Here is a 25,796-nt window from a genome sequence, read left to right as displayed (position 1 = left end):
CCCTCTACCATAGGCCTCCAGCCAGCATTGTGAAGCGTATAAATACAATCTCATTCCCATCCTTCAGTGACAAAGGAGCATCCAGTTCAATAGTTTCCTCGTCACATACAAAAACTCTGTATAAACCATCTTCAAAAGCCTGCATCGCCGTGTTCACAGCATCCTTAATATCCGGGACACCCTCATTATATATGGAACCGAATCCTACTTTGCCTATCTCGCCTTGTGCCTGAACTTCCTCTCCCGTGAGAAACGGAATCAGCGCGACACTCTCCTGCTTTTCCCGTAGCTTTTGAACATTCAGAGCAACGGTTGCAGTAATCAAATCTCGCAATGTTTCTGGAGCAGGACTCAGTTCTAATTCCTGTCGTGCGAGTGCGGGTTTGCGCTTTCCCAAACTTTTTACAGTTACAAACAGCTTCATGTCGTTCCCCTTCCTTTTTATTCACGCTTTTGGCCCGTTGTCAGCTGAATTTTTTGACCCATATAAAAACACCGTTAACGAAATCGAAAACGAATGTTTGTTCGTATATTTATTTTAATATGTTCCTTATCATTACTCCATCGCCCTTTATGACCAAAATTCGCAGCGGTGTAACACCCTGAAATCTTAAAAAATAAGACTTTATACCCTGTTTTCGATCATTCCTTTCCATATTAAGGATGAAAAAAAGACCTGCACAAGGGAGACCATCTGCTCTTCACAGACTTCCTTCCATTATACAGGTCGTATTTCATCATAAAACGATGTTTCAACATACTTATTTCAGGATTTTGCAAAATTCGATTCCAGTCGCTCCAACGTGCAAGATATAGACGAACTAAACCATTTCGATCTATATCTTATTCATTGGAAGTCGCTTATTGGATTTTTGCAAAATCCTCATTTATTTAAAATGCTGGAACAACGCTGTCCTTGTAATTATCCTCAAAAAATTTACGTACTTCCGGTCCAGTCATTCGCTTTGCCAGCTTTTGAATAGCATCGGAATCTACATTATCCTTACGCGCTACCAGATTAATGGCAAAATGCGTATCGTCTTTTTCGGTAATCAGCGCGTCCTTCTTCGGTGTCAGACCGAGCGGCTTGGCATATGCGGGATACATGGCAGCCATGTCCACATCATCCAGTGACCGCGCCAGCATCAACAAATCCACTTCTTTAAACACGAATTTTTTCTTATTCTCAATAATATCAGCCTGTGTAGCATTATAGCCTACGCCTTCTTTAAGCTTGATCAAACCGTTTTGCTCCATCATTACTAAAGAGCGTCCGGTATTGGCCGGGTCATTGGCAATAGCAATGGTCGCACCTTCGGGCAGGTCTTTAATGTTCTTGTATTTTTTGGAGTACGCGCCATAAATGGCATTGTAAATTGGTTTTACCGCTACCAAATCGGACTTGTTGCTTTCATTATATTGTTGCATAAAAGGAGCATGCTGAAAGAAGTTAGCATCCACTTCATGGCTTGCCAATGCGTTATTCGGTTGGATATTATCTGAAAGCACGACGATTTCCAGATTGACTCCGTCCTGTTTAAGCAGCGGCTTCACGATATCCAGCACATCTGTCATCGGTGGGATTAGCGTTGCTACTTTCAAGGTCACTTCTTTTTGTGGAGTTGCTTCTTTAGACTGTGTTTCTGAAGCAGCCTGCTTTTGACCACCGCATCCGGCAACCAGTAGCATAACGACAGCAAATAGTGTGAGTAGTTTCAAGTTCGTTTTCATGTTGTTTTTCCGACTCATTTGATGAGGAACCTCCAAGTAAATTGTGATTGGGAAGATAAAAATGAGTTACAGTACAGCCGCAGCCGCTTCACGTGCAGATTGTTCTTCTGATCGCTGTTGAAATGGGATTCTCTCTGATTTGTAACACAATTTATAGGTTAGAATCCCATTTCAAAGGCGAACGCTGACGCTTCTCCAGAACAATTCTGCCCGCTCCGCTTTTGAGACACTGTAAAGTCATTTTCACTTCCCATAGTAGGTGGTGCAATTGTTAATGAAGAGATTCATTAACCTCTTACCGCTTGTCGATCCGGCGGGATATGGTGCTTCCGGTGAACTGGATCGTTTGTACGAAAATAATCATGACGACGATGGTGAACGCCATCAAGCCTGTTTCAAAACGCTGGTAACCGTAGCGGATGGCAAAATCGCCTACCCCGCCGCCGCCCACAATGCCCATCACCGTGGAGTAGGAGATGAAGCTAATGGTGGACGTGGTCAAACCCAGTACAAGCCCGGAACGAGCTTCCACGTACAGAAATTTAAAAATAAGCTGGAGGGTGGATGCCCCCATAGAAGTAGCGGCTTCAATTACACCCTTGGGCACCTCAAGCAATGATTGCTCCACCAGCCTCGAATAATAGGCGATGGCCACCACTGACAAGGGAACCGTTGCAGCCATCGTGCCCAGCGCCGTCCCTACGACCAGACGTGTAAATGGAATCATAAACACGACGAGCAGCAAAAACGGGAACGAGCGGATGACATTGACCACACTGTTCAATAAGGTGAACAGCAGTCGATTTTCATATTTTTGCCCTTTGCCGCACAAATACAAAATCGTTCCTGCCGGAAGCCCTAACAGTACAGCTGCTGCGATAGAAATCCCCACCATGATAAACGTCTCCCCGATGGCTTTCCATATCTCTGACTGGTATTGCACAATGATGCTCAGCATTTCATTCATCAGCTTCACCTGCTTCCGCTGTTGAACCTACCGCAGCGTCAACTACACGTTGCGTTGAAAGCAGCTGCCCATCCCGCATTTCTGATACACGGGTACAAATATTGCGTACCACGTCCATATCGTGCGTTACGATTACAATGGTAACTCCCAGTTCCCGGTTGATCTCCCGTAACACGCCCAGAATATCCGCGGTCGTCTGCGGATCAAGCGCCGAGGTCGGCTCATCACACAGCAGCACCGCAGGTCGATTCGCCAGCGCTCTGGCTATCGCCACACGTTGCTTTTGGCCTCCGCTCAGTTGTGCCGGATACTGTTCTGCTTTATCAGCTAAACCGACGAATTGCAGGCATTCGCGCACACGTTCCGCTCTCTCTTTTTTCGCGACACCTGCCAGCTCCAACGACATTGCCACATTTCCACTGACCGTCCGATTGTGAACAAGATGATAATGCTGAAAAATCATCCCTATCGATCGCCGCGCTTCACGGAGACGTTTTTCCGGCATGCGAGTCAAATCTTCCCCGTTTACAACCACGTTTCCCTCATCCGGCCTTTCCAATACATTCATCAACCGGAGCAACGTAGACTTACCGGCACCGCTGGCACCTATGATACCGTGAATTTCCCCCTCCTCCACTTGAAGGGACACGGATTGAACCGCATGAAATTGGCCGCTTGAGGTGGTATAATGCTTGCTTACCTGATGCAGCGTAATCATGAAACCTGGCCTCCTGATGATCCATTTCTCAGGGAAAATGTAATAAGCCCGCCAGCCCAGGCGGGTCTGTACGAGCCGTCAATTCCCATTGCATTAATATACCACAGAGCAGAAAACGGGCAAAGCCTTTTGACAACAATTAACGCACATCCCACACCCCCACGTAAGGAAAGCAGATACCGAGTCCCCAAGCCAGCGTAAGCATGATGACAAAATAGAATATGAACACAATATCTACAGCCGAATAGCCAATCGCATAATAATACGTGCGTTTGGTTTCATTGGTAAAACCCTTGGCTTCCATGGCAATAGCAATTCGCTGTGCACGCCGGATACTTTGAGCGAGCAGCGGAATTGCATACCTGCGAAGCGTGGCATACATATTCCATTTGGACACATGCTGATGTAAACCTCGAATACGATGGGCTTGTCTCAATGCCTGGAATTCCTCCACCATCATGGGCATCAACCGCATGGCTGCCAAAAAGCTATACGCATACTTCGGAGAGAGCCTCCATTGCTGCATCAGTGAATAAAAAAGGTTCACTGGACGAGTCGTTAAACCAAACAGCAACCCTACCGCCGCCATACTCAGCGCACGAAAGCCCAGATGTATACCCCGATAAAAGCTTTCCTGCGTAATATGGATCAGGCCCCATGTCCACCAGGTCGTCACCCCTTTGCCGAACATCATCATGCCCGTTGAGGTTGAAATAAACACCAATATAAAGGGAGATCCATACAGCAGCAGCCGCTTCCATGGATGGCCTGACCAGACAAGCAGCAGCAGCATAGCACACGCAACATTAAACATGACATTCGGATCATGGATGACTATAACGACCACAAACAGTATGGAAAACATAACAAGCTTTAGGCCCGGATTCACGCGATGCAGCCATGTTTTATGATGGGGAAAGGATAGGTTCATACTGGAGTTCCCCTTTCTGAATCCGCCATATATTGGTACAATATCGACGGACAATTTCCGGGTCATGCGTGACCATCACAATGGCCGTGCCTGCCGCTCTCAGCTGCTCCAACATATCCAGCATGACAAAGGTATTACGCGCATCCTGCCCAAAAGTCGGTTCATCCAGCAGCAGCACTTCCGGCTCACGGATCATAGCCGTAGCAATACTCAACCGCCTTTTTTGGCCCAATGAAAGCTGATACGGATGACGCTCGTCCAGCCGCTCCAGTCCGAACTGTACGAGCATCCGATCGACCCGTTCCCGGCACTGTTCAACGGTGAACAAGCTCTTGGGTAACGAATACTCTAGTTCCTTTCGTACGGTGTGTGCTACGAATTGCAGCTCGGGATTTTGAAACGCGAACCCGATACGCTCTGCCAGTTGTTCCGTACTGCCTGCCTCAATTCCGCGCACGCTATAACGTCCCTGTGTGCGAAGTAAGCGCATCATGGAGAGCAGCAGTGAGCTTTTGCCAGCCCCGTTTTCACCGACCACGCCAATCCAGTCGCCAGGCTTCACCTGCGCATGCTCCACATAAATCACTGAACTTAAACCGCGGAGGCCACTAAAATGTTCCAGCTCCAGCAAATCAATCCCTGTACCATTCCCCGTACCATTCTGCTGTGTCACTGATTCACTCCAACGCGGCGAAGACGATTCACTCCATACTCCCGGGTACCACACGCCATACTCGGACAATGCCTGCCGCTGCCCATGAAATACTTCTTCCGCCCTTCCATCCGCAACGATCTCCCCTTGAGCAGAAAGCACCACAATCCGGTCCACATCATGGACAATTTCATTAATTTTATGCTCCACGATCACCAGTGTCTGGTCTACCGAAATGTTTCGAATGGTATCCCACACCTGTGTAGTGCCTTCCTCGTCCAACAAAGCCGTGGGCTCATCCAGAAAAAGCACTTCTGGCTCCATAGCCAGCACAGACGCAATCGCCAGCCGCTGTTTCATTCCCTGTGACATGCTGCCAATGGGCATGTGTATATCATCCGTTGATAGACCAACCTGTATCAGCAGCTCGCGAATACGGGATCGCATCTGCTCACGAGGAACCTGATTATTTTCCAACACAAAAGCCAGTTCCTCGTCTGCATATGACATACAAAACTGCGTATCAGGATCTTGAAATACAATACCTGAGACACTTGGGATTACAGCAGCATCGCATTTCATAGGCACTTCTATCGTGCGTGGAATCAGACCGCTTAACACTTGGAGCAGCGTTGATTTACCGCATCCACTCGGTCCCAGCAACAGCAGCTTTTCCCCCTTGCGGACAGACAAAGACATATTGTGAAAAAGCAGCTCCTGCTCACCGGGGAATTTCAACCGAAGACGGGTGATCGAAGCCACCACATCTTCGGTTGCCTGGCTCATCAATCCAGCCCCTTATAATCTTGTTCCGTTGCGGGTCTCAAACTTCGCGTGACTCCGGTTACCTCCAATGCCCTAGCCAGATAGAACGCGAATACCCCGGCAATCACAATGCTGCCAATCATGCGAAAACCGATATACAAAACATAGTTCCAGGTCGAAAGCTGATCAATATACCCGTAGCTGAAGTCTAAAATCAGAGAAGCGACAGCCGCCCCGGCCGCAGCTAGCGAAGCAACCCACAGGTTTGCGTTCCGATACAGAAAAGCCGCAAAAAATAGCTCCGCTCCCAAGCCTTGCAGCAGGCCATAGTACAAAGTGGACATCCCCCATTCGCTTCCCAAAAAAGCACTGACCGTTGCCGCTGCCACCTCTGCCAAAATTGCAACACCCGGCTTGCGAATGATGAGATAAGCAAACGTGCCTGCCATAAACCACATGCCATACATCAGTTGCTCGGCGTGTAAACCGAATGGTTTCATCAAATCATAGGCAGGTCCCCATATTTTGTAGACTAACCCGAACACAACAGCGATCACAATCGTGACCAAAATATCAGTCAGCTTCAACCCTTTGGACGCTCTTACAGCAGTATTCATTATTGCGTGCTCCCCTTATCCTTATAATTGGCCTCTTGGCCATAAAAAAAAGCTTGTCTGGAGCTGAATCTCCAGGCAAGCTTTATGCGCAGTAAAAGGTGAAGCACCATACAAAACATCATTCGTCGATATGCCTTATATAACCAGTAGTCTAAGCTACTACACTGATACCAAGCCAAAGTCAGGGTCAAGGTAAAATGCTAGGACATACATTGTATCTATCGACAACCGCGAAACAAGCGGCATTCCTGTATAGTGTTCTTGGTTTCTCTACGCTGGCATTACCCAGATCAGATTTCACGGTCAGTGGCAAGGGCCACCCTCTCAGCCTGACTTTCTCAAGCTCCCGACAATGCTTTTTTAATTCACTATAATATATACCACATCTATGGCTTTGACAATCCTATAATCCGAAGAAACGTTTGGCTGTCTCCGTCGTGGCGATTTCGATCTCCATCATGCTTCGGCCTGTACATTCGGCAACCGTAGCAGCAATGTGAGCGAGATACATGGGCTCATTACGCCCTTCTTTAGGCTTCACGGGCAAATTACGCGGGGTCAAAAATGGTGCATCCGTTTCAATCATCAGACGGTCCAAGGGAATATCTCTGACCAGTTCACGCAGATGTTTGCCACGCCGTTCGTCGCAAATCCAGCCGGTGATCCCGATATACAGTCCCATCTCTACATACGTATGCAATTCTTGTTCCGTGCCTGTAAAACAATGCACCACTGCTTTATCGACAAGCCCTTGATACTCCCGCAGCATAGCAACAAAATCCTCATGTGCATCTCGTTCATGAAGAAATAACGGCATATTAAGCTCACCCGCCAGTTGGATTTGCTCCTCAAACCATCGGCGCTGCACATCACGCGGCGAAAAATCACGGTTATAGTCCAATCCGCATTCCCCTATGGATACGACCTGCGGCTGACTCGCCAGCTGGCGGAGCTGCTGGATCGTATCTGCGCTGCAGTCTTTGGCATCATGGGGATGCACGCCAGCTGTCGCATACAGCTTGCCCGGATAACGTGCTGCATACTGAGAAGCCTCTCGACTGCTACGGACACTGGTCCCGGTAATAATCAGGGGTGAAATCCCTACAGCTGCGGCTCTCTCTACCACCTGTTCCCGATCCGCATGAAACGAACGGTGCATCAAGTTCACGCCAATATCAATTAACGGTGTACCCCTTTCCATCTCAATCCCTCCTTCGCAAACTACAATCTCGGATCAATCGGCTCCGATTCCAGAGATAGCGCGGCAAGGACGCATTCATGAATACGATCTACCGTATCCTTGCGGACAAAACGTTCCACGCCTTCCATACCAAGCGCTCCTTCCATCAGGGCATGACGCTCCTTTTTGTTCGTTCGACGCTGCTTCAGACGCTTTAAATTCTCAGGGGCAAGATAATCCATACCGTAAATGATGTGCAAATACTTCCGGCCTCTCACCTTGATTGCAGGCTGAATCATCTTGTCCCGATTTTTCATCAAAAAGCGTTCCGGCTTGATCACAATCCCCTCATGACCATCCTCTGTCATCTCGTTCCACCAGCGAATGACCTCTTCCTCGCTTGCTTCGTCCGTGATAACGCGATACTCTGTCTCCATAAACAGGGAAGACAGCCCAGCCAGCTCCCGGTTTTGCTCCATATGCCAAATATGAGAATGGTCGAAAAAAGTCTTTCCGCTGTGTGCCAGCGTATGGAACGGTGCAATACGAATTTCATCCAGACCGTCCACATCCCAGCAATATTTTTGAAAAGCCTCTTGAAACGTTACGGCATTCGCGTACTTCTGTTCCATTTCCTCCAACCAGTCTCCAACCTCTCGACCTGCAACCTTCGCCTGCTTCAGCTTGTCTACCAGCTTACTGCGATCCAACAGAGCTGCCTCCCCCACATGCGCATACTGTGCAGCAATCAGTTCCCGAGCCTTGAGATTCCACGGTACAATTTCCGCATCCAGCAATACAAAATCCGTCTGGTTCCGTTCAAAATATCCAGCAGTCCGTAAATCCACATTCAGCTTCTCCATCACTTGCTTCCCAAGGCTTTGTTCAAAGAAAGCTCTCCCACTCCGACTATAGATCGTGCCCAATGTCGGGTAGCCTACATATTGAACAGCGGCCTGTTCGTTTTTGAATAATAGCAAAATAGCCCGGCTACCCATATGTTTTTTCTCGGCCACCATCGTTTGTACTCCTTGCCCGCGATAATAAGCCAGCGCCTCACGTGGATGCTCCAGATATCCTTCCTCTGCAGACACCGCTGGAGCAGGGCTCATCGTCGGTGGAATATACACCAGCTCCTCCATGGGTACCGTCACATGTGACACGGTATCTATAGCGGATTTGATCCATTCTCCTTGTACGCGCACTTCGCCATACGATTCCGTCAGCACACTGTAACCAGCGATTAGCTTGCGTAAATTCGGCGGGGAAAACCGTTTTCTCTGCCACCGGACAAGTGGGCTATCGGGATCATTCGCATAATTCTCATGTGCCGGAACGCTGACAAATTCCTTTTCCGGATAACGATAAGCGGTCAGCATACCGCCAAATACCACACCCTGATCAATATTCACCGTCTGGTTCACAAGGGTAGGCTGCGGTCTCGGATCATGTCCCCATACTACTATTTCTCCCGATTCATGGTCTACGAACCAATCCTTGCGGATCGGTGTTCCGTTCGCATCCTGTCCTTCCGTATCTCCATAGCGGCAATAATCAGAAATACGTGCCGACTGTTTGCCAATAAAATGATCCTTAATCCCGGCATGAGCCACGACCACGTGTCGCAATCCATTTCTGCCAAAAATAAGATGAGAGGGTGCATGTAGCAGAAAATCTCTCAACTCGCTTCTAAGCTGTTCCGCCGCTGTCTTGCCCGCTTTTTGTTCATATTGGGCCAGTTCCTCTGCAAATCGTTCATCGCCATGACTGAGAGTCACCTTTCTCCCATCGAGGTAACGGCCGATTTTCCAGCCATGATTGCTGTCAATCATATACGCTAGTCCGGCATCCACGTGCTTTTTCCAGAACTGCACCGCTTGTAACGATTCTGGGCCACGGCTCATCACATCCCCGACAGATACTAGTCTTCTACCATCTGGATGATGGTATAGTCCTTTCGTATCTTCCGTATATCCTAGCCGCTCTATCACTTCCAGCATCTCACGGTAGCACCCATGGATATCACCAATGATGTCAATACCTGAGCCAATCTCATGAAACAGTGGCTGCACACGGCGAACAAAGTTCATTTCTTCTACATCCTTAAGAACATAGCAAGCGTTAAAGCCTTCCTCACGGATACCACGCAGGTTCCGCTTTAACAGCTGTGCCTGCTGCTTGACCCGTTGGCGGCCACGCGGATGCTCCCTGCCTAAATCACGTTCCAGCAGCACAGATTCGGGTACATCCAGTACCAAGGCCATAACAGGAACGTGCGCCTTGGCTGCCAGCTGTACATATTTCTGGCGATCCTCAGCGTACAAATGAGTGGCATCCACAACCGTTAGCTTATTCAAGCGACAGCGCATAGCCAGAATCGTATCCATCGCCTCAAACGCCTTGGCTGACATTTGCTGATACTCATAGAACAGTACGTCCGATTCCAGCCTTGGAAGTCCACTCCAGTCTATAAATTCCGTATCTCCGACCAGCTTGCGAAAATGATCCGAGGATACCACTTCTGTCTCCAGTAGAATCCCTTCGCACACCAGCCTGTCCAATAATGTGGTTTTGCCACTGTTGGAGGCCCCCACCAACACAACCAGTCCAGCATGCGGTAAATGAATCGTACGTTTGGATGAATTGCTCATGCTTCCTTCTGCTCCTTTCTGCGCGTAAATATAGCCATTTGGGTCGGTTGTCCAAAGCCTTCGATCTCTTCTCCGATCCCCTTCAGCGCTACCGAATAAGGAGCTTCCTCAATCCACTGCTCACATTGTTCCTGAAACTCGCTTCTATTCCATTCAAAACGGTGATCGCCATGCCGCAGCTCTTGCTGGTTCATACGATATACCTCATTATATTCACGATTGGGAGTCGTCACGATCAGCACACCCGGCTGATACTCCGTCACAATCGTCTTCATCACCCGGTTCAGACGATGCTCGTCCACGTGCTCAATGACCTCACATAGGATCATCACATCTTTGCCCCGCAATTGTTCATCATAATAAAAGAGTGAGCCCATCATGGGTGTAGGAATGATCGCGTCGGTATGCCTTTCCAGCTTGGCAAAACGCTCCATGGCTCTCACCTGTGCATACGCAGACGGCTCCACCGCCCAAATTTCTTCAATGCCCGTCATTCGGGCCATCCGAGCCGAAAGCTTCCCTTCTCCTGAACCAAAATCTACGATTTTCTGTCTTCGAGGCAGCTTGCGAATCACGTCCATAATAGCTTGATATCGCAGCTCATTCAGCCGTACAGTAGGCTTTTTCTTCCCTTCCTCCTGTGACTGTTCTGGCTGTTGAACCTGTTCGTGCTTATGCTTTTCAGCTTGGACAATATGTTTTTGAGTATGTTTTTCAATATGTTTTTGAGTACCTGTTTCAGCAGAATCAGATTGCTCAAATTGCTCAATCAGATTGGTAAAACGAAGCGTGCGTCGAATGATGAGCTCGCGTAGCGGATGCTCTGGCAGCCAGCCTTCACCGTAACGTCTCAGCTTGTCAAACTCTTCTTCACTAATATAGTAATGCTTATAATTATCCAGCACCGGAATCAACAGCAATAACTGACGCAGCGCATACTGCACCGTCTGGTGGCCACTTAACGTGACATATCTGACGGTGCTTCGATTTTTCAGCTGAAAAGAATAATCTGCTTCCCCTCGTTCTATGGCCACTTGATAGCCCAGCGGAGCAAATAGTCCCTCCACCACAGAATCCGGCAAATCCGAAGCAACAGGCCCAAACGATAACTCCAGCGCAAAAGGGTGCGTCACCCATCCTGCATAATCTTCCTTGGGTTTGCCGTTCAGGGCTGTGCCAAGCGAGCCACGAATATAGGTGCAAAATAAGCTGCTGGTTACAAACTCCCGATCATTTATATATTGTGTAATATCATAGCTGTCTGGACTGTTTTTGACCAAATCAATCGAATCTGGCGAAGCCTGAATGACGATCTCAGCCTCTTCCTCGGTAAAAACAGTGTACACCATGCGTACACGTGCGCCTTTTTCTGTGCGATCATACGTATTGTAAGGATTCTTAGCAAGCAAATGCGAAATCATCCCTGCATGGGTTCCGGTTGCTTTTAGCGTGATGTGCATACTCCACTTCTCCTTCCCAGCTTATGCTTTCCATACTTCATTCACCGCAGCGCGGAACAAATCATCCAACTGCTGATCAAGTCCACTCTCCATATGCTGAAGCAAGGGTGCCTTTTGTTCAAAATAAGCAATTTGCTGCTGGATAAAATCATTCACCACCGAAAGCCGTGGCTCCATATCCAGTTCCTCGCCCGCTTTTTTACGTTGCAGCAAATGCCCGATCACCTGATAAAGTTCTGTATCGGCCGGAATTAATTCCTCTAGCAAGTCTACGAATTCCATCGGAGGCATGATGTTGTAACGTTCAATCCAGCCACAGGCCAGCAGTGGGCGCAGTACATAAAAATACTTTTTAATCTTCACCTGTTCTCCTTGCAAATAATCCCGATAGTTCCCCCGCGCCATATTCAGGTAATGGTACACACAGGACTTCGGAGAGAAAGTTAACGGCGATATTGCACGAATCTGGTCAGCCACTGAATACTGCTCCAAATAGGGAATCGGAGATTGCAGCCATTCCAGCAAAGGCGGATTGGACTTGCGAAACAAATGGAGTGCCTTTTTCAAATCCCAGCCGTTCATATCCAGCAAATTGCTGATGGGTCGCTCAATCACATCCCGCTTATCAAAGATAGATAAATACCATTCTACGGGTCTTACATAGATAAATCGTACATCATAGTCACTGTCCTGTGAAGGAAACCCCCATGCCCGACTGCCTGATTCACAGGCGTACACAATGCGCACCTGCTCCGCCTGCTCCAATGCGCGCAGCTCACGCAAAATCGTCTCGCACATTTCCGGTTGAATGAAACCCTGCCCATGCTTCACATCTGTCATGTTGTTCCCTCCCTTATCATTAAAGTATTTCCCGAATCTGTTCTCTAATCGACTCCTCCGTTTCAGCTACCGATAAGTGGCGAAGGCGCTCTGTCGTTTTCTCTCCCCACATCTCAGAAGACCATACCTTGAGTACATGAAGCGCTGCACAGCGATTGGAGGTCACCGGACTCCAAAGCCCGGCAGCAACTAGCTCTTGTCCCATTCCTTCGTGAGAAGACAATAGTTGCAACAGCATACCCAGACATTGATGCGCTTCATACTCCAGTCCATACCCAGGTAGATTAGCAGGGCCGGAAGCAATCTCTCCCAAGGGCAAGTGCTGTTCTGCAAAAGCCACCAACTTGCGCACTCGCTGTTCATCCTCTGTCTTGATGAGTTCAAAGTACAGATTAGGCTTGACTGGGTATCTGCTTAATTGATCAAATAGCACGGGCCATACATCTAGTGTTAGCATTTGAGCTGCGCGAATGGCACAGTGGAGATGCGGTGAATCTGCATGCTGCAGCTCCTGCTCCACCAGCTGCACCCACTGCGGATCGTCCATCATCTGCTGGCACAGCGACGCGTAACGTCTACGCAATTCCGGTGTCCATTCATGCTCATAACGTGTCTCCCATGAATCGTCCTCTTCATCCAGAAAGTCTGCAATATCCATGATGATCGTAAAATGTTGCACCGTCGTGCACATGGCCTTGGCATTACGAAGGTAGTTACCTATAACCATAGCAGCATGCTCATAATCGTCTATACTTTCCGCAGGTCCGCCTGCTGCCAGCAAAGCCGACAGAATTTCGCCTGCCCCGTCAAACAACTCCTGATCAATCTGCGGAACGGCGATGGCTGTATGCAGCTCGCCTTTATGAGCGCACTCATAAGCAAGATATTCATACATGACATTATTGCGGAATCCTTCCCGCAGTAGCCAATCACGTATTTCCTGACGCGTAGGTTCCAGCCGTTCCACTACGTGAATACGTCCCCAGCCATGTACCTGGCGGGCTAACGTATACAACTGTTCGTTGGCTTGCTCCGAAATATTACAGATAGCTACAGCGGCATATAGCGTGAATTCATCATGCTTTGCCAGCGTTAAAATAAGCTCGTGATGCTGCTCTGTCTCCAGCAATCCAAGCAACGCAATACCAATCTTCACCACATTGCGGTGTGCTCCGTGTTCAGCCAGCCAACCAACGCGCTTCCTCATACAATCGATCCGGCTGAATTGCTGGATGCTGGCGCACCGCATCCAGCAACGGATCAATCAGACTGAGCGCATGTTCCTCCATCAAGCGTACATACGTCTCACGTCTCGTCTTCATTCCTGGCTTACGACATTGTCTGGACAACAGCTGCACCAGATCCTTGATTTTATCGGCTACATGCTCGCCAGCACCATGATGCCCAAATGCTCCATCTAATCCTCCTGCCACCCAACGCATCGTGTGACCTGCCCAATATTCTTCATCATCCGGTAATTGATCATCAGTAAGCCTGCCCTGAGTATCCATTCCCTGCATAATCGTTTCATAAATCGAAAGCTTGCCTACCCATGGATATAACACTTCATTTTTGCGTCGTCCAAACATGTTGCATCACCCTTCTGTTATGTATTGCTTCTTATTTCATCGTGCTATCTTATATTTCTATGATGCTTTATTTTGGAAATCGTGAACATGGTGAAAGTATTACAAAGAAGAATAATTTCCCTTTTTCCAGCATCCCTTCCCTGTTAGAATAAAGGGATAATTGCTTTCGGAGAACGGCAACAGAAACGGGGAATGCATCATGGCGAGAGAGAGTTTTGATAAAGAAATTCAATTCCTGCGCATGCTCACACTGACCAGCGGCGCTTATAATCGGCAGCAATTTGCAGACAGACTGGGCATTTCAGTGCATACCTTTGATAAAACAATCCGGCGTCTCAAGGAAATCGTCCAATCCGTACAACAGCAGTTGCCTGAGGACCAGGGACATGATTTTAATGAAATGCTGCGCTTTAATTATTATGAATCCGCTGATCCATTACTACTATTCTTGTTTCGGGCCAAATCGCTCAAGGAATCAGAAAGCGTCCGCTTATCTCTTCTGCTGACAGCGCTACAGTCACAGCCTCTGACCACTATGGAATTGCTGGATGCTTGCTGCAACGGGCTGCCTTCCGACAGTTCGCTGCCGGATGAGAAAACGATTCGTTCCGATCTGAAATATCTGGTCGAAGTCGGCGTGGTTCGCAAGGAACCCGGCGGCAGACCTTATCGCTATGCTGTCCGCAACGATCTGGTGACAGGACTGACGGACGAGGAATTACTGGACTTATATGATTTTGTAGACATTATGGCCAACACCCAGCTTCCCTCTGTTCAGGGATATCTGTTGCGAGATCATCTAAAAAAAGCCATGCGCCGTCAGGCCGGAGATCGGGATTTGGCTGAACCTTTTTTATATAAATACCACTATTATTCACGCATTCTGGACGAAGCCCATATTCATCCGCTTCTACACGCCATTCGGCAACGTCGCTGTGTAACTTTTTTATATTTTTCGACGTCCAAACGAAGCATGTACGGGTCACAGAACACAAACCCGCTGTTTGAAAAAGAGACGGAGGGCCGTGAACATACCATTCTGCCCCTGCAAGTCATCTATGATCATCAATATGGACGTTGGTATGTTCTGGGTCATGTAGGCGGTAAAGGAATCATGAAGTTTCGTATGGAGGGCATGACTCAATTGGTGGAGGGCAAGCCTGTACCAGAGCAGTTTCATGCCGACCTGCTAGCGGTGTTGGAAGAAAAAATGCGGTACAGCTGGCTTGTTGATACCGGTCGTCCTGTGAAGGTACGGGTACGTTTTTTTAATCCTGAGGGCGCGAAGCGCAACTTTATTCGGGAACGTGTACTGTCACAGGGACAATGGGGTACGATCGCGGAGGAAGAAAGTGAATCCTTTATCTATGAAATCACAGTGAATGGAATCACCGAGATTAAACCGTGGATTCGCAGCTTCGGATCAAGCTGTGAGGTATTGGAGCCTCAGCGGCTGCGTAAGGAATTCAGACAGGAATGGAAGGAGCTGCAAGCCTATTATGAGCCTGTTCGAGAAAATATTTAACTATCAGATCGTCTCTCGGCTGGATGAATCGGGCGCTTTTGCCACCACATCGCAGGAAAGAGTCTGGCTCCAATCTATGCTGACAGACTCGGCAGCAATAGAGGCTTTCACCCCGTCTACGCTTGATAAGCTTCGGCAGATGCTCGCAGACGACGAGCCTCTGGAGGCCGATGGCAGTTTGCGGGAAAAAGCAGGTATTCCTGCTGCCTCGGTCTATCATCCACTCCTGCGTGAATTGCGTCCCATTCTGCGATCCCGTTCTGGCATCTGTATGACCTACAAACTGCGCAACGGACACATGCATGAGCGAATGTCCGGTTTTCCATATAAGCTGGAGTTCTCCATGGTCAAAAAAGAATGGAGCCTGCTGTGGTATAACCGCAGACACCGCGCGCTCATGTCTACCAAGCTGTCTAATATCGTGAACGTCACGGAAGATGAGCTTCTGCCTGAAGAGGCCGAAAAATTCACCCAACGTATACTCGGTATACTGGAGTCGCGAAAAGAACAGGGCATCATCGAAATTATTCCTGTATACAACGGGGAAATGTCACGTATTTTATATGCTTTTTCCTGCTTTGAAAAAGAGGTCGAATATGTTCAGGAAGCAGATACCTATCGTATTACGCTCACTTTCCAGGCAGACGAATGTGAATATGTACTATCCAAAATCCGTTTCCTTGGCAAACGTGTCAAGGTCGTCCAAGGCTCCCGGCTGATTTCACGAATGAAGGAAACAACGGCCAAGGCCCTTGCACGATACGAAGAGGAATAGCTACTCAGGCAATATGAGATGCATCCATGTAAATAGGCCCTCCCTCCGTCTGTTAATGAGACGAAGGGAGGGCCTATTAAACTACGGTTCGTATAAACGAAGTCATACACTTACATCCACATACGCCTGTTGTAACAAGCTGGTCCGCAGTACGAGTTTATGGCAAGGCTTGTCCGCGCGCACTGACGTACAATTCGTACCATTCCTCACGGGTCATCAGCTCACTCTGGCGTTCCGCATCCTGACATGCCTTGATTCGTTCAGGATTGGCGCTGCCAATGACAGGCTGAATCCGTGCCGGATGTTTCATAAGCCAGCCAAGGACGATCGCTTCACGTGTCGTTTCCTTTTCAGAAGCCAGCTTCTGCACCAGCTCTGCCGTCTTAACGACACGCTCAGGCTCCCCTTTCAAAGAACCTCCGCTAAAACGTCCCTGCGCCAGCGGTCCCCAGGCTTGGAGCTGAATATCCTCGGTTTGGCAATATTCCAGCAAACCTTCGCCAAAATGTACATTCGTCCCCGCCTGCTGGTTCACATGTACTGTCTGATCTACAAAATGCAGATGCGCCAGGCTCATTTCCAGCTGATTAGCGATCAGCGGCTCCGTTAGGCTCCGCTCCAGAAACCGAATTTGGCTTACATTCATATTGGAGACGCCAAAATGCCGTACTTTGCCAGATGTCTTAAGCTCGCTGAACGCCTTCGCTACTTCTTCCGGCTCTACCAGTGGATCGGGGCGATGCAGCAGCAGGATGTCCAAATATTCCGTACCCAAGCGCTTCAGAATACCATCCACGGACTCCATAATATGAGCATATGAGAAATCAAAACGACCCGGGAGCGTACCATCCGGCAGAAAAATGCCGCATTTGGACTGAATTACGATTTGTTCACGCAAGCCCGGCTGTCCCTTTAAAACCCGACCGAAAATTTCTTCCGCTTTCCCCATACGATAGATATCCGCATGATCGAACATCGTAATCCCAATGGATTGTGCAGCTTCTACAGCTCTTTCCGCTTCAACGACATGCGCCTGCGTAAACGGTGCATGGCTCCATTCTCCACCAAAAGGCATACAACCGAGCGCCAGCCGACTATCGGAGATTCCACGTTTCTGTAAAGGCATAATCTTCATGCTGCTCCTCCTTCAACCCTCAAAATATTCCCTGCTTCATCCACATATGAATAGTTCGTGGGACCGCTATCACACACCTATTTTACCACTTACTTACGGTCGTGTATCACTTTGGCCCCAATCCACATCTTTTTATCCGAATATCCCCATGCTCAGATAACGCTCTCCGGTATCCGGGGCAATGCAAAGTACCCGTTTGCCTGCTCCCAAACGCCGAGCTTCCTGAATCGCCGTCCATATCGTAGCTCCGCTAGAGGGGCCAACCAGAATCCCTTCCTGGGCAGCAATCGCCCGTGTCATTGCAATCGCATCCTCATCGGAAACCTGCACGATTTCGTCATACACTTCCGTATTCAGCACGGTGGGAACAAAGCCTGGACTGGTGCCAACCAGCTTATGTGGACCGGGTTTTCCTCCAGATAGCACTGGCGAGCCCTTAGGCTCAACTACAACAATCCGCAGATCCGGCAAATGCTGACGCAGCACTTCACCTGTTCCCGTAATGGTACCGCCCGTTCCCGAAGAAGCGACGAACACATCCAGCTTCCCTTCTGTCTGTTCCAAAATCTCAAGTGCCGTCGTCGTACGGTGGATATCCGGATTTGCCTCATTTTCAAATTGATGCGGGATAAAACTCCCTTCAATTTCAGCCCCCAGTTCGAGTGCCTTGCGAATCGCTCCTGGCATCCGTTCTTCCGCTGGTGTCAGTACGACCTCAGCCCCGTAGGCTTTCAAAATATTGATCCGTTCCTTCGTCATATTCGAAGGCATCACCAAAATTGCACGGTAACCTCGGGCTGCCGCATTCATCGCAAGACCAATTCCCGTGTTGCCACTCGTCGGCTCAATAATGGTGCCTCCCGGCTTTAGATGTCCTGCCTTTTCCGCCTCGGCAATCAGGTTGCCCGCCGCCCGATCTTTAACACTGCCGCTTGGATTAAAATACTCCAGCTTCACATACACTTCCGCATCCTGCGGCCGTGTGAGCCGTTGGAGTCTTACACAAGGTGTATCTCCTATTAAATCTGTAATACTATGTACCACTTTAGGTGCCATTGTTATATCCTCCTTGGATCGTTCCTTACAGCGTCATTTTACGATCTTAATATCATACTACCAAAATAACATACTTGGCTCCTTCCTACCTGTCGCTTTTGTAAATTACATAAAACTTATCAACTTAGTATGTAAAATTCTTGCAAAATGGGTCGCCAGATATCGCCTGTAATGATATACTCGCATTACTATTTTTTCAGGAGGATACAAGACACTTATGAGTAATCAAGAAAATATGACAGCAAATCGCTTCCCCCCCTCCTTGCTATGGTTGACCCTTGGTGCCTTCGCCATCGGCATGACCGAATTCGTCATTATGGGACTTCTGCCCAATGTAGCCCATGATCTTCATGTTACGATTCCGCAAGCCGGGCAGTTAATCACCAGTTACGCGCTTGGTGTGGCCATTGGCGCACCTGTGCTTACCGTATTAACCCATAAGGTACCGCAGAAAAAGCTGCTATGCCTCCTAATGACCATATTCATTTTAGGCAATCTTTTTTCCGTCATTGCTCCCAATTACGAACTTCTGATTGCGGCCCGTATGGCTACTGCATTATCGCACGGAACCTTTTTGGGAGCCGGTTCCCTGATCGCTGCCAGACTGGTTCGTCCTGACAAGCGCGCGGGTGCTATTTCTATGGTGCTGACCGGTTTGACCGTGGCGAACATTATTGGCGTGCCCTTTGGTACCTTTATCGGACAACAGCTCGGCTGGCGTGCTTCCTTTGGAGCCATTGTGGTCATCGGCTTGATTTCTCTCTTTGGTATCATTCGCTACATTCCGGTGATTCATCAGGACAAGCCTTCCAGTCTCAAACAAGAAGTCAAAAGCCTGTTTAATCCAAAAGTGCTACTGATGCTGCTCACAGGTGCAGTCGGTTGTGGTAGCCTGTTCACTGTCTTTACGTACATTACGCCTTTGCTTACGGATATTAGTGGCTTTGCCGAGCATAGCATTACCTGGATTCTCGTCCTGTTTGGCCTAGGGGTAACGATCGGCAACATCGTTGGCGGCAAGCTCGCAGATTGGAAACTACTTCCATCCCTGATCGCAAACTATGCTGTGCTGGCTATTATTTTGGCCATTCTGACATTTACGCTTCAAAGCAAGGTATTGGCCGTCATCACGGTCTTTATCTGGGGCATTGCTGCGTTCGGCATCATGCCGGGTATTCAGGTTCGCATCATGAATCTGGCCTATGAGGCTCCTTTACTTGCCTCTACCTCCAGCCATTCCGCATTAAATCTGGGCAACGCAGGCGGTGCTTTTATCGGGGGAGTTGTTATTAATCAAATGGGGCTAGCCGCTATTCCATGGGTTGCATCGCTAATCACTGTCGGCGGTCTGCTACTCATGATAGTTAGCTACATTGAGGATCGCAAGACGGCTCATACTGAAGCGATAGCTGAGATACAGTCATAGAATCGTTCAGTTTGTTGGACAGTGTCAGCTATTAACCGGAGAGCAATGAATGGCGGCAAATCTCTAAAAACAGCAGGTTGGAAGTAAACGAATGGTTCATTTTTCATAGATTGAGAGATATTGTCCACTCTCTTCTTCTAAATTCCTCATAGTATGACATTGTAATACAAATTTATGAGGAAAGAAGTGTGTATGATGAGCCTTTTTTTTACAAACAACACGAGTAATACCATCTATGCCGCCTATGCTTATCCTAGTTCCGACTGTCATCCCACCAATTATTCTAAAATGGGCTGGTATCGGATAGAACCTGGTGATACGAGAGAAGTATGGAGCGGTTCTGTCGGGGGAACCACATTCTATTATTATGCTGAAGATCACTCCAATTCGTGGCGTGGTACGTACCGCACACGGCTTCCGAGAAGCACTAGCAGTGATTTTCATTGGTGTTGGAACTATAGCAGCGGATCATCCAGACGAGTGGGGATGCGTAGACTTTCCATTGACTCATCTGTAGACAGTTACACTGTCGAGTTCGGCAGAACCAGCCAACTGTCAACAAAGACAACTCATAAAGCATTACCTTCTAAATCGGAGGACTCCGGCATTCGCAGAATTCCGAGAAGACCGGCTCGCTTTAAAAAAGGAACCCCGGTTCCAGTAAAGTCCAAACGATAAGTCAAAGAACCGTAACCCGCATGATGGATATTTGAAAAAAAGTGACCACCTTGCGGGTTATTTTTATTTCACTCTGGACATTCAGACGCTTGTTGCAACCACAGTGTTTTGCCTCGCCGTTCAGCTTAACCAATGATCAAAAAAGTCCCGATAGCCCTGCTTCATCACCTGACTTGAAAACTTTTCCATAGCGTATGCCTGATTTTCTGTAGAAACCCGGCGCGGTGAGGCGGCAGCCATATTGACCAGCTCGAACCAGTTTTTCTCATTCCCTGAAAAAGAATGCGTAGAGCTGATATGTCCATAGCAAGGATGCTCTGGCTTAACGACGATTTTACCCATAGCCAGCGCTTCGGTCAGTGGCATCGCGAACGTATCGAATTTGGAGCAGCTCCAATACACCTTTGCCGTGTTCATCAGTGCAAACACCTCATCTTGCGTCAACGCAAATTGAAGTTTAACATTGTCCGGGATATCGTACTTCTTCATACTTTCCTTGTAGCGTTCACCGCCAAATACCATATAGACATCCTTGTCAGGATTATGCCTCGCATACTCCAGCACCAAATCCGGACGTCGGTTCTCCTCATCTCTACCAATCCACATCACCCGGTTCTCTACCACTTGCGAGGGATCAAAATGCTTTTCCACCAGCCGCTCATTAAATCCGATCGGGATGACTGTCACGTCGGTTACGCCAAACTTCGAAGCCATCTCCTGCTTGAGAAAGGCAGTCTGTACAATAGCCTTGTCCACGATCTGATAAAAAGGCTTCATCATCTCGTAGCCTGTAAGTGCCGGATCAGGAAAACTATGCGGAAAAAGCACGCTGTTTTTAAAAAACATGTTCAAATAGGTAAAGCCAGATACCGTATAAATAACGTGCTCAATCTGCTGCTCATGGAGTTGGTCCAGTACGACGTCATAGTTGACCAAGTCGCCCTTTTCGTGCTCATAGCCCGGAAGCCAGTCATGGCTGCTCACATGGCGCTCTGGTGATACAAATACGATTTCCACCCCCAATTCCAACCCGATCTGCTTCAGACGTTCTGCAAAAATACGAGGACCCTGTGCTTCTGCAAATTGTATTTTTCTCATGACCAAACCGACTTTTTTCATGAATTTATTTCCCCACCTTCTTTTACTAACTAAATACAGTCTATGTCTTAAGCTACTATCTACATTGTTGGGCTTGTCCCCAATCCATCATTGCTGCACATTGGTTCAAACAGGCTAACGTTTCATCCAACTGGGACTCTAATTGCTCTTTTGACCACTTGTCGCCGTTTCTATGCAGGTTCGTTCGAATCCTTTGCAAATCACTTGTGATTAACAACAGCATCCAGAGCGAAAATACCACCGCAAACATGCCATATTCCAGCATAAATGCCGTTCGATCCACACTTATCCCCAACAGCTCCAGCTGCTCCACGTATGTGTCCAGCATACGAATACGCAATTCGGACGTCATCCGTCGGGGAAACAACGGATGGGACATGTCGATCAGGTGATATACATCCCACAGCGGTGTGTTCAGATGAGCATGCTCCCAATCCAGTACCATAAGCCGTTCCCCGCTCAGCGCATAGTTCCCCGGATGAAGATCACCATGAGACAGTACTAGCTGCTGTGAAAAAGATAAATGCTCCAGCTGTACATACATACGCTGCATCTGTTGCTTAGATAATCCCAGTGAGCTGCAAAGCTTTAACACATCCGGCTTGCGCGTGTATAGCTCGGAAACCATCTCCTGAATGAGTGGCTTCGGTCCCCGCAGCGGCATCCCAGCAAAACGATCCGTCGGCAAAGCATGCCACCATGCAACAAGTCCAACAGCTCGCAATAGAGTTTCTTCTGCGTGTAGATGATGTAACGGACCAAGGTCCTCAAAAACCATCCATTCTCCTCCGCCATCCGCACCTGTATCAGACCAGGCTAGCAATCGGGGATAGATCGGTGATAACGCAGGAAGCACATGCGCATACACCCATCTCTCCCGCCCCTCCTGATCATCGTTGGTTAGCGGTTTGAATATATAACTTTCAGAGGAAGACACGTAAAAACGTTCCACATGCCGACCATTCGTACCTGTATATAAAATTTCACGATTCCGCACCAGCGTATCATTCAAGGTGCCGTCAACATTCACATATTGATGAAAAGGATTCATAGCCACCCAACTTTTTTGTATAAAATGTAATAGCACGATCATATCACAGTCCTCGTTCCGAACGAAGTCCAGATCATCTTGGGGTAACTCGCCGTACCAAAAAAGGGGCTTGTCCAATCAGATCCACACGACCTGTTGGACAGCCCCTTATCATATCTCTACTCCTATCTTACTCCGATTAATATTGAGTATTGCCGGACTCGCTCGTATTACTGGATTTAAAGCCTTTGAACAATTGTTTCACATTGTGATAACGAGTGTTCGTAATTTTAGCTTTGCTGTTAGGACCGTCCGATCTCAGAATTGAATCCTTAACGTTGGAAATATCCGAGTTATCCAAAGTCATATTCACTCTGAAGGTAGAGCCCCCAAGTTGGCGAACCAGCTTTCCGATATCATCGGCTCTAAAGTTTTTTATGTTAATCGTGCCTTCGGCATTAATTTGGAACACTTTATCGTACGCATGGAACGCTCCACCGCCCGTAATGTTTACCGTGCCTGGCTCTTTAAGCGTCAAGGCATCTTCACCTACATCCTCCCACGTTACGTTGGAAATAGTTCCGTTGCCATACACATGTACACCATCCGCAGCAGGGGCAGCGATGATCACATTTTTCAAAGTTGCATTATTTTCAAGCTTGAAAATAGGCTTTTGAGCCTCTTTCTGGCTTCCGTCTCCCAAGGTATCGGGATCAGCCACTACAGTCTTGCCTTTACCATCGTATACTTCTCCAGCTTTAACAAGTATGGTCTTATGAACGACTTCTGGAGCTGCATGTGCAGAATAATTGCCGACAAATAAAGCGACCAACATTCCTGATAAAGCGATACTGATTCCCTTTTTCAATACTTTAGCTGTGTTTGTTTTCATTTCAATTCATCCCTCTCGTAGATATTTTTTTATTCTTGTCAATTCTTCGTTGACTAGAGCGCGTAGACCGTATCACCACCTTCGTACAATGAACCCATTGACCGATACACGTCTAAAAGGCGTTATTTAACTATTTGCATATGTATACTTGGTTTTTGGTTCAAAGCAATTTTGTCTCCTAATTAATATAAAGCACAAATTGTAAATAGAGCGATTACATTTACAATTTGCATAACTCTATTATAATCATACTTCCAGTAATTTCAATATATTTTCCGCCAAAATATGTCCTTTTTTTCAATTAAGTACACAATATTGCCTCTTTTATACTTGTGTAAGTTTATTTTTTGACAATTTACGCATCAAATTACTGAGTATCTAGTCTCTAATGCGTGCTCTATGTCACTACAATGGTAATCAGAACCTTATTTCGTTCTATACCTCATTTTTGATGTAGTCTATACTATTGAATGACACGTTTGATGAACGTATAATGTATTTAGTGCTTTGAAGCGTCACATCTCAACATTACTGGTGAGAAAAGAGTGGTTATCGTGCAAAACAATAGTGAGATTCCATTAAAAGAACAAAATATTGTGCTCATCGGCTTTATGGGTGTAGGCAAAACAACGATCGGTTCCCATCTAGCACGCAAGCTGTATCGCGATTTCGTGGATATTGACCAGGAGATTGAACGAGAATACAACATGCCAACAACAGAGATTTTCAAAACTTATGGAGAGAAGCGTTTCCGTGAGATTGAAAAAGAGCATATTTTGAAGCTATGCAGCAACACACGCCTCAAAATCATTTCCGTTGGCGGTGGTGCATTTTTACAGGAAGAGGTGAAGCAAGCTTGTTTGGCTTCATCGATTGTTTTCTTCTTGGATTTAAATTGGGATTCCTGGAAAGATCGGCTCAAGATGCTGATTGACACCCGTCCCAATCTACAAAACAAGACTTTAGGGGAAATTGAGGATCTCTTCCGTTCCAGACAGGACATTTACGCGGTGAATCACTCCAAGATCGATACGGATCAGTTGGATGCGGAAGAAGTCGCAGACTATATTATTCAAACGCTGAATCTAGGTTGGGAGTTGTATGAACCTACTCGGGGATTGAATTAAGAGTTACACAAAAAGGAGGGCTCGCATGCTTACCGCATGGGGGCCTTCCTTTTTGGTTCACTGCGGATATATTACTGACTAGCGAGTAATGCCTATCCATCTTTTAAGAATGGCTATGCAGCACTGTCAATATCTCTCTCAGTTCAGTGACAGGAATCTGCCCCGGTGCGGAAGCTTTCTTAGCAGCACCAAAGGTCAGAGCCGAACCAAACAGTTCTCCGGTCAGGCGGCTCACGACACCTTTCCCCGCCATCGACATCGTAATAATCGGCCGATCTGCATGCTCTTCTGCCATGGTACGCGTGGCATCCAGCAAAGTGAGCACATCGGCTGTACTGGTTGGCATCACTGCTATCTTAGGCAGATCGCCTCCCAATTCCTGCGCCTTACGTAACCGGGACACAATCTCCTCCTTCGACGGCGTCTTATGAAAATCATGATTAGATATAATCACATATACGTTATGCTTATGTGCTGCTTCTACCAGCGTCTTCACATCAGCTTCCTCATTAAAAAGCTCTACATCAATAAGTTCGACTTGCCCCGTTTCGGCTACTGTACGGTTCAATTCCACATAACTCGCTGCACTGATTTCCTTTTCTCCGCCTTCCCGAGCGCTACGGAACGTAAATACGAGCGGAACATTTGCTAAAATAGACCGAATTTCTTGTAAGGCAGCTTTAACCTTTTCCAGATCCTCCACATGCTCGAAAAAATCGACTCTCCACTCCACGATATCCAGGTCGAGCGTACGTAAATAAGTGGCCTCTTCCTTCAACTGCTCCAACGTTTCTCCCACCATGGGCACACAAATTTTTGGCGCTCCTTCACCGATCAGAACATCTTTCACCTTTACGATTTTAGCCATCTCTATCTCACTCCCAAATTACAGTTTCAAGTCGAACATGTACAATAATTCATAGTATAACGCA

Annotated in this window: 24 protein-coding genes and 1 riboswitch; of the genes, 5 read left to right on the top strand and 19 right to left on the bottom strand. The window is 47.6% G+C overall.

Going from position 1 to position 25,796, the window contains the following annotated elements:
* Window positions 1-4 precede the first annotated feature (4 nt).
* The 13 genes from ACUUJN_RS04705 to ACUUJN_RS04645 form a co-directional block, all read right to left on the bottom strand.
* Window positions 5-424: a hypothetical protein gene (locus tag ACUUJN_RS04705; protein ID WP_028542053.1), complete on the bottom strand. Its 420-nt coding sequence runs from the start codon at window positions 422-424 to the stop codon at window positions 5-7.
* A 467-nt stretch (window positions 425-891) separates the two neighbouring features.
* Window positions 892-1,749 (bottom strand): MetQ/NlpA family ABC transporter substrate-binding protein, encoded by an 858-nt coding sequence (locus ACUUJN_RS04700; RefSeq protein WP_068938591.1) that lies wholly within the window; start codon window positions 1,747-1,749, stop codon window positions 892-894.
* A gap of 277 nt (window positions 1,750-2,026) precedes the next feature.
* Window positions 2,027-2,698: a methionine ABC transporter permease gene (locus tag ACUUJN_RS04695; protein WP_028542051.1), complete on the bottom strand. Its 672-nt coding sequence runs from the start codon at window positions 2,696-2,698 to the stop codon at window positions 2,027-2,029.
* On the bottom strand, window positions 2,691-3,416 hold the full coding sequence (locus ACUUJN_RS04690; protein WP_069081291.1) for a methionine ABC transporter ATP-binding protein: 726 nt from the start codon (window positions 3,414-3,416) through the stop codon (window positions 2,691-2,693). Before ACUUJN_RS04690 ends, ACUUJN_RS04695 begins: the two co-directional genes overlap by 8 nt.
* A 139-nt stretch (window positions 3,417-3,555) precedes the next feature.
* Window positions 3,556-4,347, bottom strand: coding sequence for an energy-coupling factor transporter transmembrane component T family protein (locus ACUUJN_RS04685; protein WP_023987159.1), 792 nt, complete (start codon window positions 4,345-4,347; stop codon window positions 3,556-3,558).
* On the bottom strand, window positions 4,322-5,785 hold the full coding sequence (locus ACUUJN_RS04680) for an ABC transporter ATP-binding protein (RefSeq protein ID WP_484669325.1): 1,464 nt from the start codon (window positions 5,783-5,785) through the stop codon (window positions 4,322-4,324). Before ACUUJN_RS04680 ends, ACUUJN_RS04685 begins: the two co-directional genes overlap by 26 nt.
* Window positions 5,785-6,381, bottom strand: coding sequence for an ECF transporter S component (locus ACUUJN_RS04675; protein WP_023987157.1), 597 nt, complete (start codon window positions 6,379-6,381; stop codon window positions 5,785-5,787). Before ACUUJN_RS04675 ends, ACUUJN_RS04680 begins: the two co-directional genes overlap by 1 nt.
* A gap of 249 nt (window positions 6,382-6,630) precedes the next feature.
* A riboswitch (TPP riboswitch) is annotated at window positions 6,631-6,740 on the bottom strand.
* Window positions 6,741-6,784: 44 nt separating this feature from the next.
* Window positions 6,785-7,582, bottom strand: a complete 798-nt coding sequence (locus ACUUJN_RS04670) for a TatD family hydrolase (RefSeq protein WP_076160086.1) — start codon at window positions 7,580-7,582, stop codon at window positions 6,785-6,787.
* A gap of 20 nt (window positions 7,583-7,602) precedes the next feature.
* The gene (locus ACUUJN_RS04665; protein ID WP_076160082.1) at window positions 7,603-10,212 is read right to left on the bottom strand and encodes a polynucleotide kinase-phosphatase; all 2,610 of its coding nucleotides are present in this window, start codon (window positions 10,210-10,212) and stop codon (window positions 7,603-7,605) included.
* Complete coding sequence (locus tag ACUUJN_RS04660; RefSeq protein WP_076295774.1) at window positions 10,209-11,672, bottom strand: 3' terminal RNA ribose 2'-O-methyltransferase Hen1; 1,464 nt, start codon at window positions 11,670-11,672, stop codon at window positions 10,209-10,211. Before ACUUJN_RS04660 ends, ACUUJN_RS04665 begins: the two co-directional genes overlap by 4 nt.
* Before the next feature lie 21 nt (window positions 11,673-11,693).
* Entirely contained in the window at window positions 11,694-12,512 is an 819-nt protein-coding gene (locus tag ACUUJN_RS04655) for a nucleotidyltransferase domain-containing protein (RefSeq protein ID WP_076295775.1), read from the bottom strand.
* A gap of 19 nt (window positions 12,513-12,531) precedes the next feature.
* Window positions 12,532-13,719, bottom strand: a complete 1,188-nt coding sequence (locus ACUUJN_RS04650) for a limonene hydroxylase (protein WP_484669324.1) — start codon at window positions 13,717-13,719, stop codon at window positions 12,532-12,534.
* Window positions 13,691-14,101: a hypothetical protein gene (locus ACUUJN_RS04645; protein ID WP_484669323.1), complete on the bottom strand. Its 411-nt coding sequence runs from the start codon at window positions 14,099-14,101 to the stop codon at window positions 13,691-13,693. The genes ACUUJN_RS04650 and ACUUJN_RS04645 overlap by 29 nt, the downstream gene beginning before the upstream one ends.
* 199 nt (window positions 14,102-14,300) lie before the next feature.
* On the opposite strand from ACUUJN_RS04645, the gene ACUUJN_RS04640 reads away from it, so the two are divergent.
* Both ACUUJN_RS04640 and ACUUJN_RS04635 read left to right on the top strand, forming a co-directional pair.
* Window positions 14,301-15,626, top strand: a complete 1,326-nt coding sequence (locus ACUUJN_RS04640) for a helix-turn-helix transcriptional regulator (protein ID WP_076295777.1) — start codon at window positions 14,301-14,303, stop codon at window positions 15,624-15,626.
* Window positions 15,601-16,401: a WYL domain-containing protein gene (locus ACUUJN_RS04635; protein ID WP_076295778.1), complete on the top strand. Its 801-nt coding sequence runs from the start codon at window positions 15,601-15,603 to the stop codon at window positions 16,399-16,401. The genes ACUUJN_RS04640 and ACUUJN_RS04635 overlap by 26 nt, the downstream gene beginning before the upstream one ends.
* 157 nt (window positions 16,402-16,558) lie before the next feature.
* Here the strand turns inward: ACUUJN_RS04635 and ACUUJN_RS04630 are convergent, their stop codons facing one another.
* Together ACUUJN_RS04630 and cysK are read right to left on the bottom strand one after the other, a co-directional pair.
* On the bottom strand, window positions 16,559-17,536 hold the full coding sequence (locus ACUUJN_RS04630) for an aldo/keto reductase (RefSeq protein ID WP_076295779.1): 978 nt from the start codon (window positions 17,534-17,536) through the stop codon (window positions 16,559-16,561).
* 132 nt (window positions 17,537-17,668) lie between these two features.
* Window positions 17,669-18,592: a cysteine synthase A gene (gene cysK / locus ACUUJN_RS04625; RefSeq protein WP_023987148.1), complete on the bottom strand. Its 924-nt coding sequence runs from the start codon at window positions 18,590-18,592 to the stop codon at window positions 17,669-17,671.
* A 217-nt stretch (window positions 18,593-18,809) separates the two neighbouring features.
* Between cysK and ACUUJN_RS04620 the strand changes: the two genes are divergently transcribed.
* Both ACUUJN_RS04620 and ACUUJN_RS04615 read left to right on the top strand, forming a co-directional pair.
* Complete coding sequence (locus tag ACUUJN_RS04620) at window positions 18,810-20,018, top strand: MFS transporter (RefSeq protein ID WP_023987147.1); 1,209 nt, start codon at window positions 18,810-18,812, stop codon at window positions 20,016-20,018.
* Between the two features lie 192 nt (window positions 20,019-20,210).
* Window positions 20,211-20,696: a DUF1036 domain-containing protein gene (locus tag ACUUJN_RS04615; RefSeq protein WP_158451748.1), complete on the top strand. Its 486-nt coding sequence runs from the start codon at window positions 20,211-20,213 to the stop codon at window positions 20,694-20,696.
* 120 nt (window positions 20,697-20,816) lie between these two features.
* On the opposite strand, the gene ACUUJN_RS04610 is transcribed toward ACUUJN_RS04615, so the two are convergent.
* The 3 genes from ACUUJN_RS04610 to ACUUJN_RS04600 form a co-directional block, all read right to left on the bottom strand.
* On the bottom strand, window positions 20,817-21,815 hold the full coding sequence (locus ACUUJN_RS04610; RefSeq protein ID WP_484669322.1) for a glycosyltransferase: 999 nt from the start codon (window positions 21,813-21,815) through the stop codon (window positions 20,817-20,819).
* A gap of 55 nt (window positions 21,816-21,870) precedes the next feature.
* Complete coding sequence (locus ACUUJN_RS04605) at window positions 21,871-22,908, bottom strand: aminoglycoside phosphotransferase family protein (RefSeq protein WP_484669321.1); 1,038 nt, start codon at window positions 22,906-22,908, stop codon at window positions 21,871-21,873.
* A 136-nt stretch (window positions 22,909-23,044) separates the two neighbouring features.
* On the bottom strand, window positions 23,045-23,737 hold the full coding sequence (locus ACUUJN_RS04600; RefSeq protein ID WP_023987144.1) for a pectate lyase: 693 nt from the start codon (window positions 23,735-23,737) through the stop codon (window positions 23,045-23,047).
* Between the two features lie 554 nt (window positions 23,738-24,291).
* Between ACUUJN_RS04600 and ACUUJN_RS04595 the strand changes: the two genes are divergently transcribed.
* The gene (locus ACUUJN_RS04595) at window positions 24,292-24,864 is read left to right on the top strand and encodes a shikimate kinase (protein WP_023987143.1); all 573 of its coding nucleotides are present in this window, start codon (window positions 24,292-24,294) and stop codon (window positions 24,862-24,864) included.
* 103 nt (window positions 24,865-24,967) lie between these two features.
* Here ACUUJN_RS04595 and aroD read toward each other — a convergent pair whose 3' ends face one another.
* Window positions 24,968-25,732 carry a type I 3-dehydroquinate dehydratase gene (gene aroD, locus ACUUJN_RS04590; protein WP_484669320.1) on the bottom strand — a complete coding sequence of 255 codons (765 nt, stop codon included), beginning with the start codon at window positions 25,730-25,732 and terminating at the stop codon, window positions 24,968-24,970.
* Between the last annotated feature and the right edge of the window lie 64 nt (window positions 25,733-25,796).

This window comes from Paenibacillus sp. LRG-1 (assembly GCF_057220305.1).
This window is presented reverse-complemented; position numbering and strand designations above follow the sequence as displayed.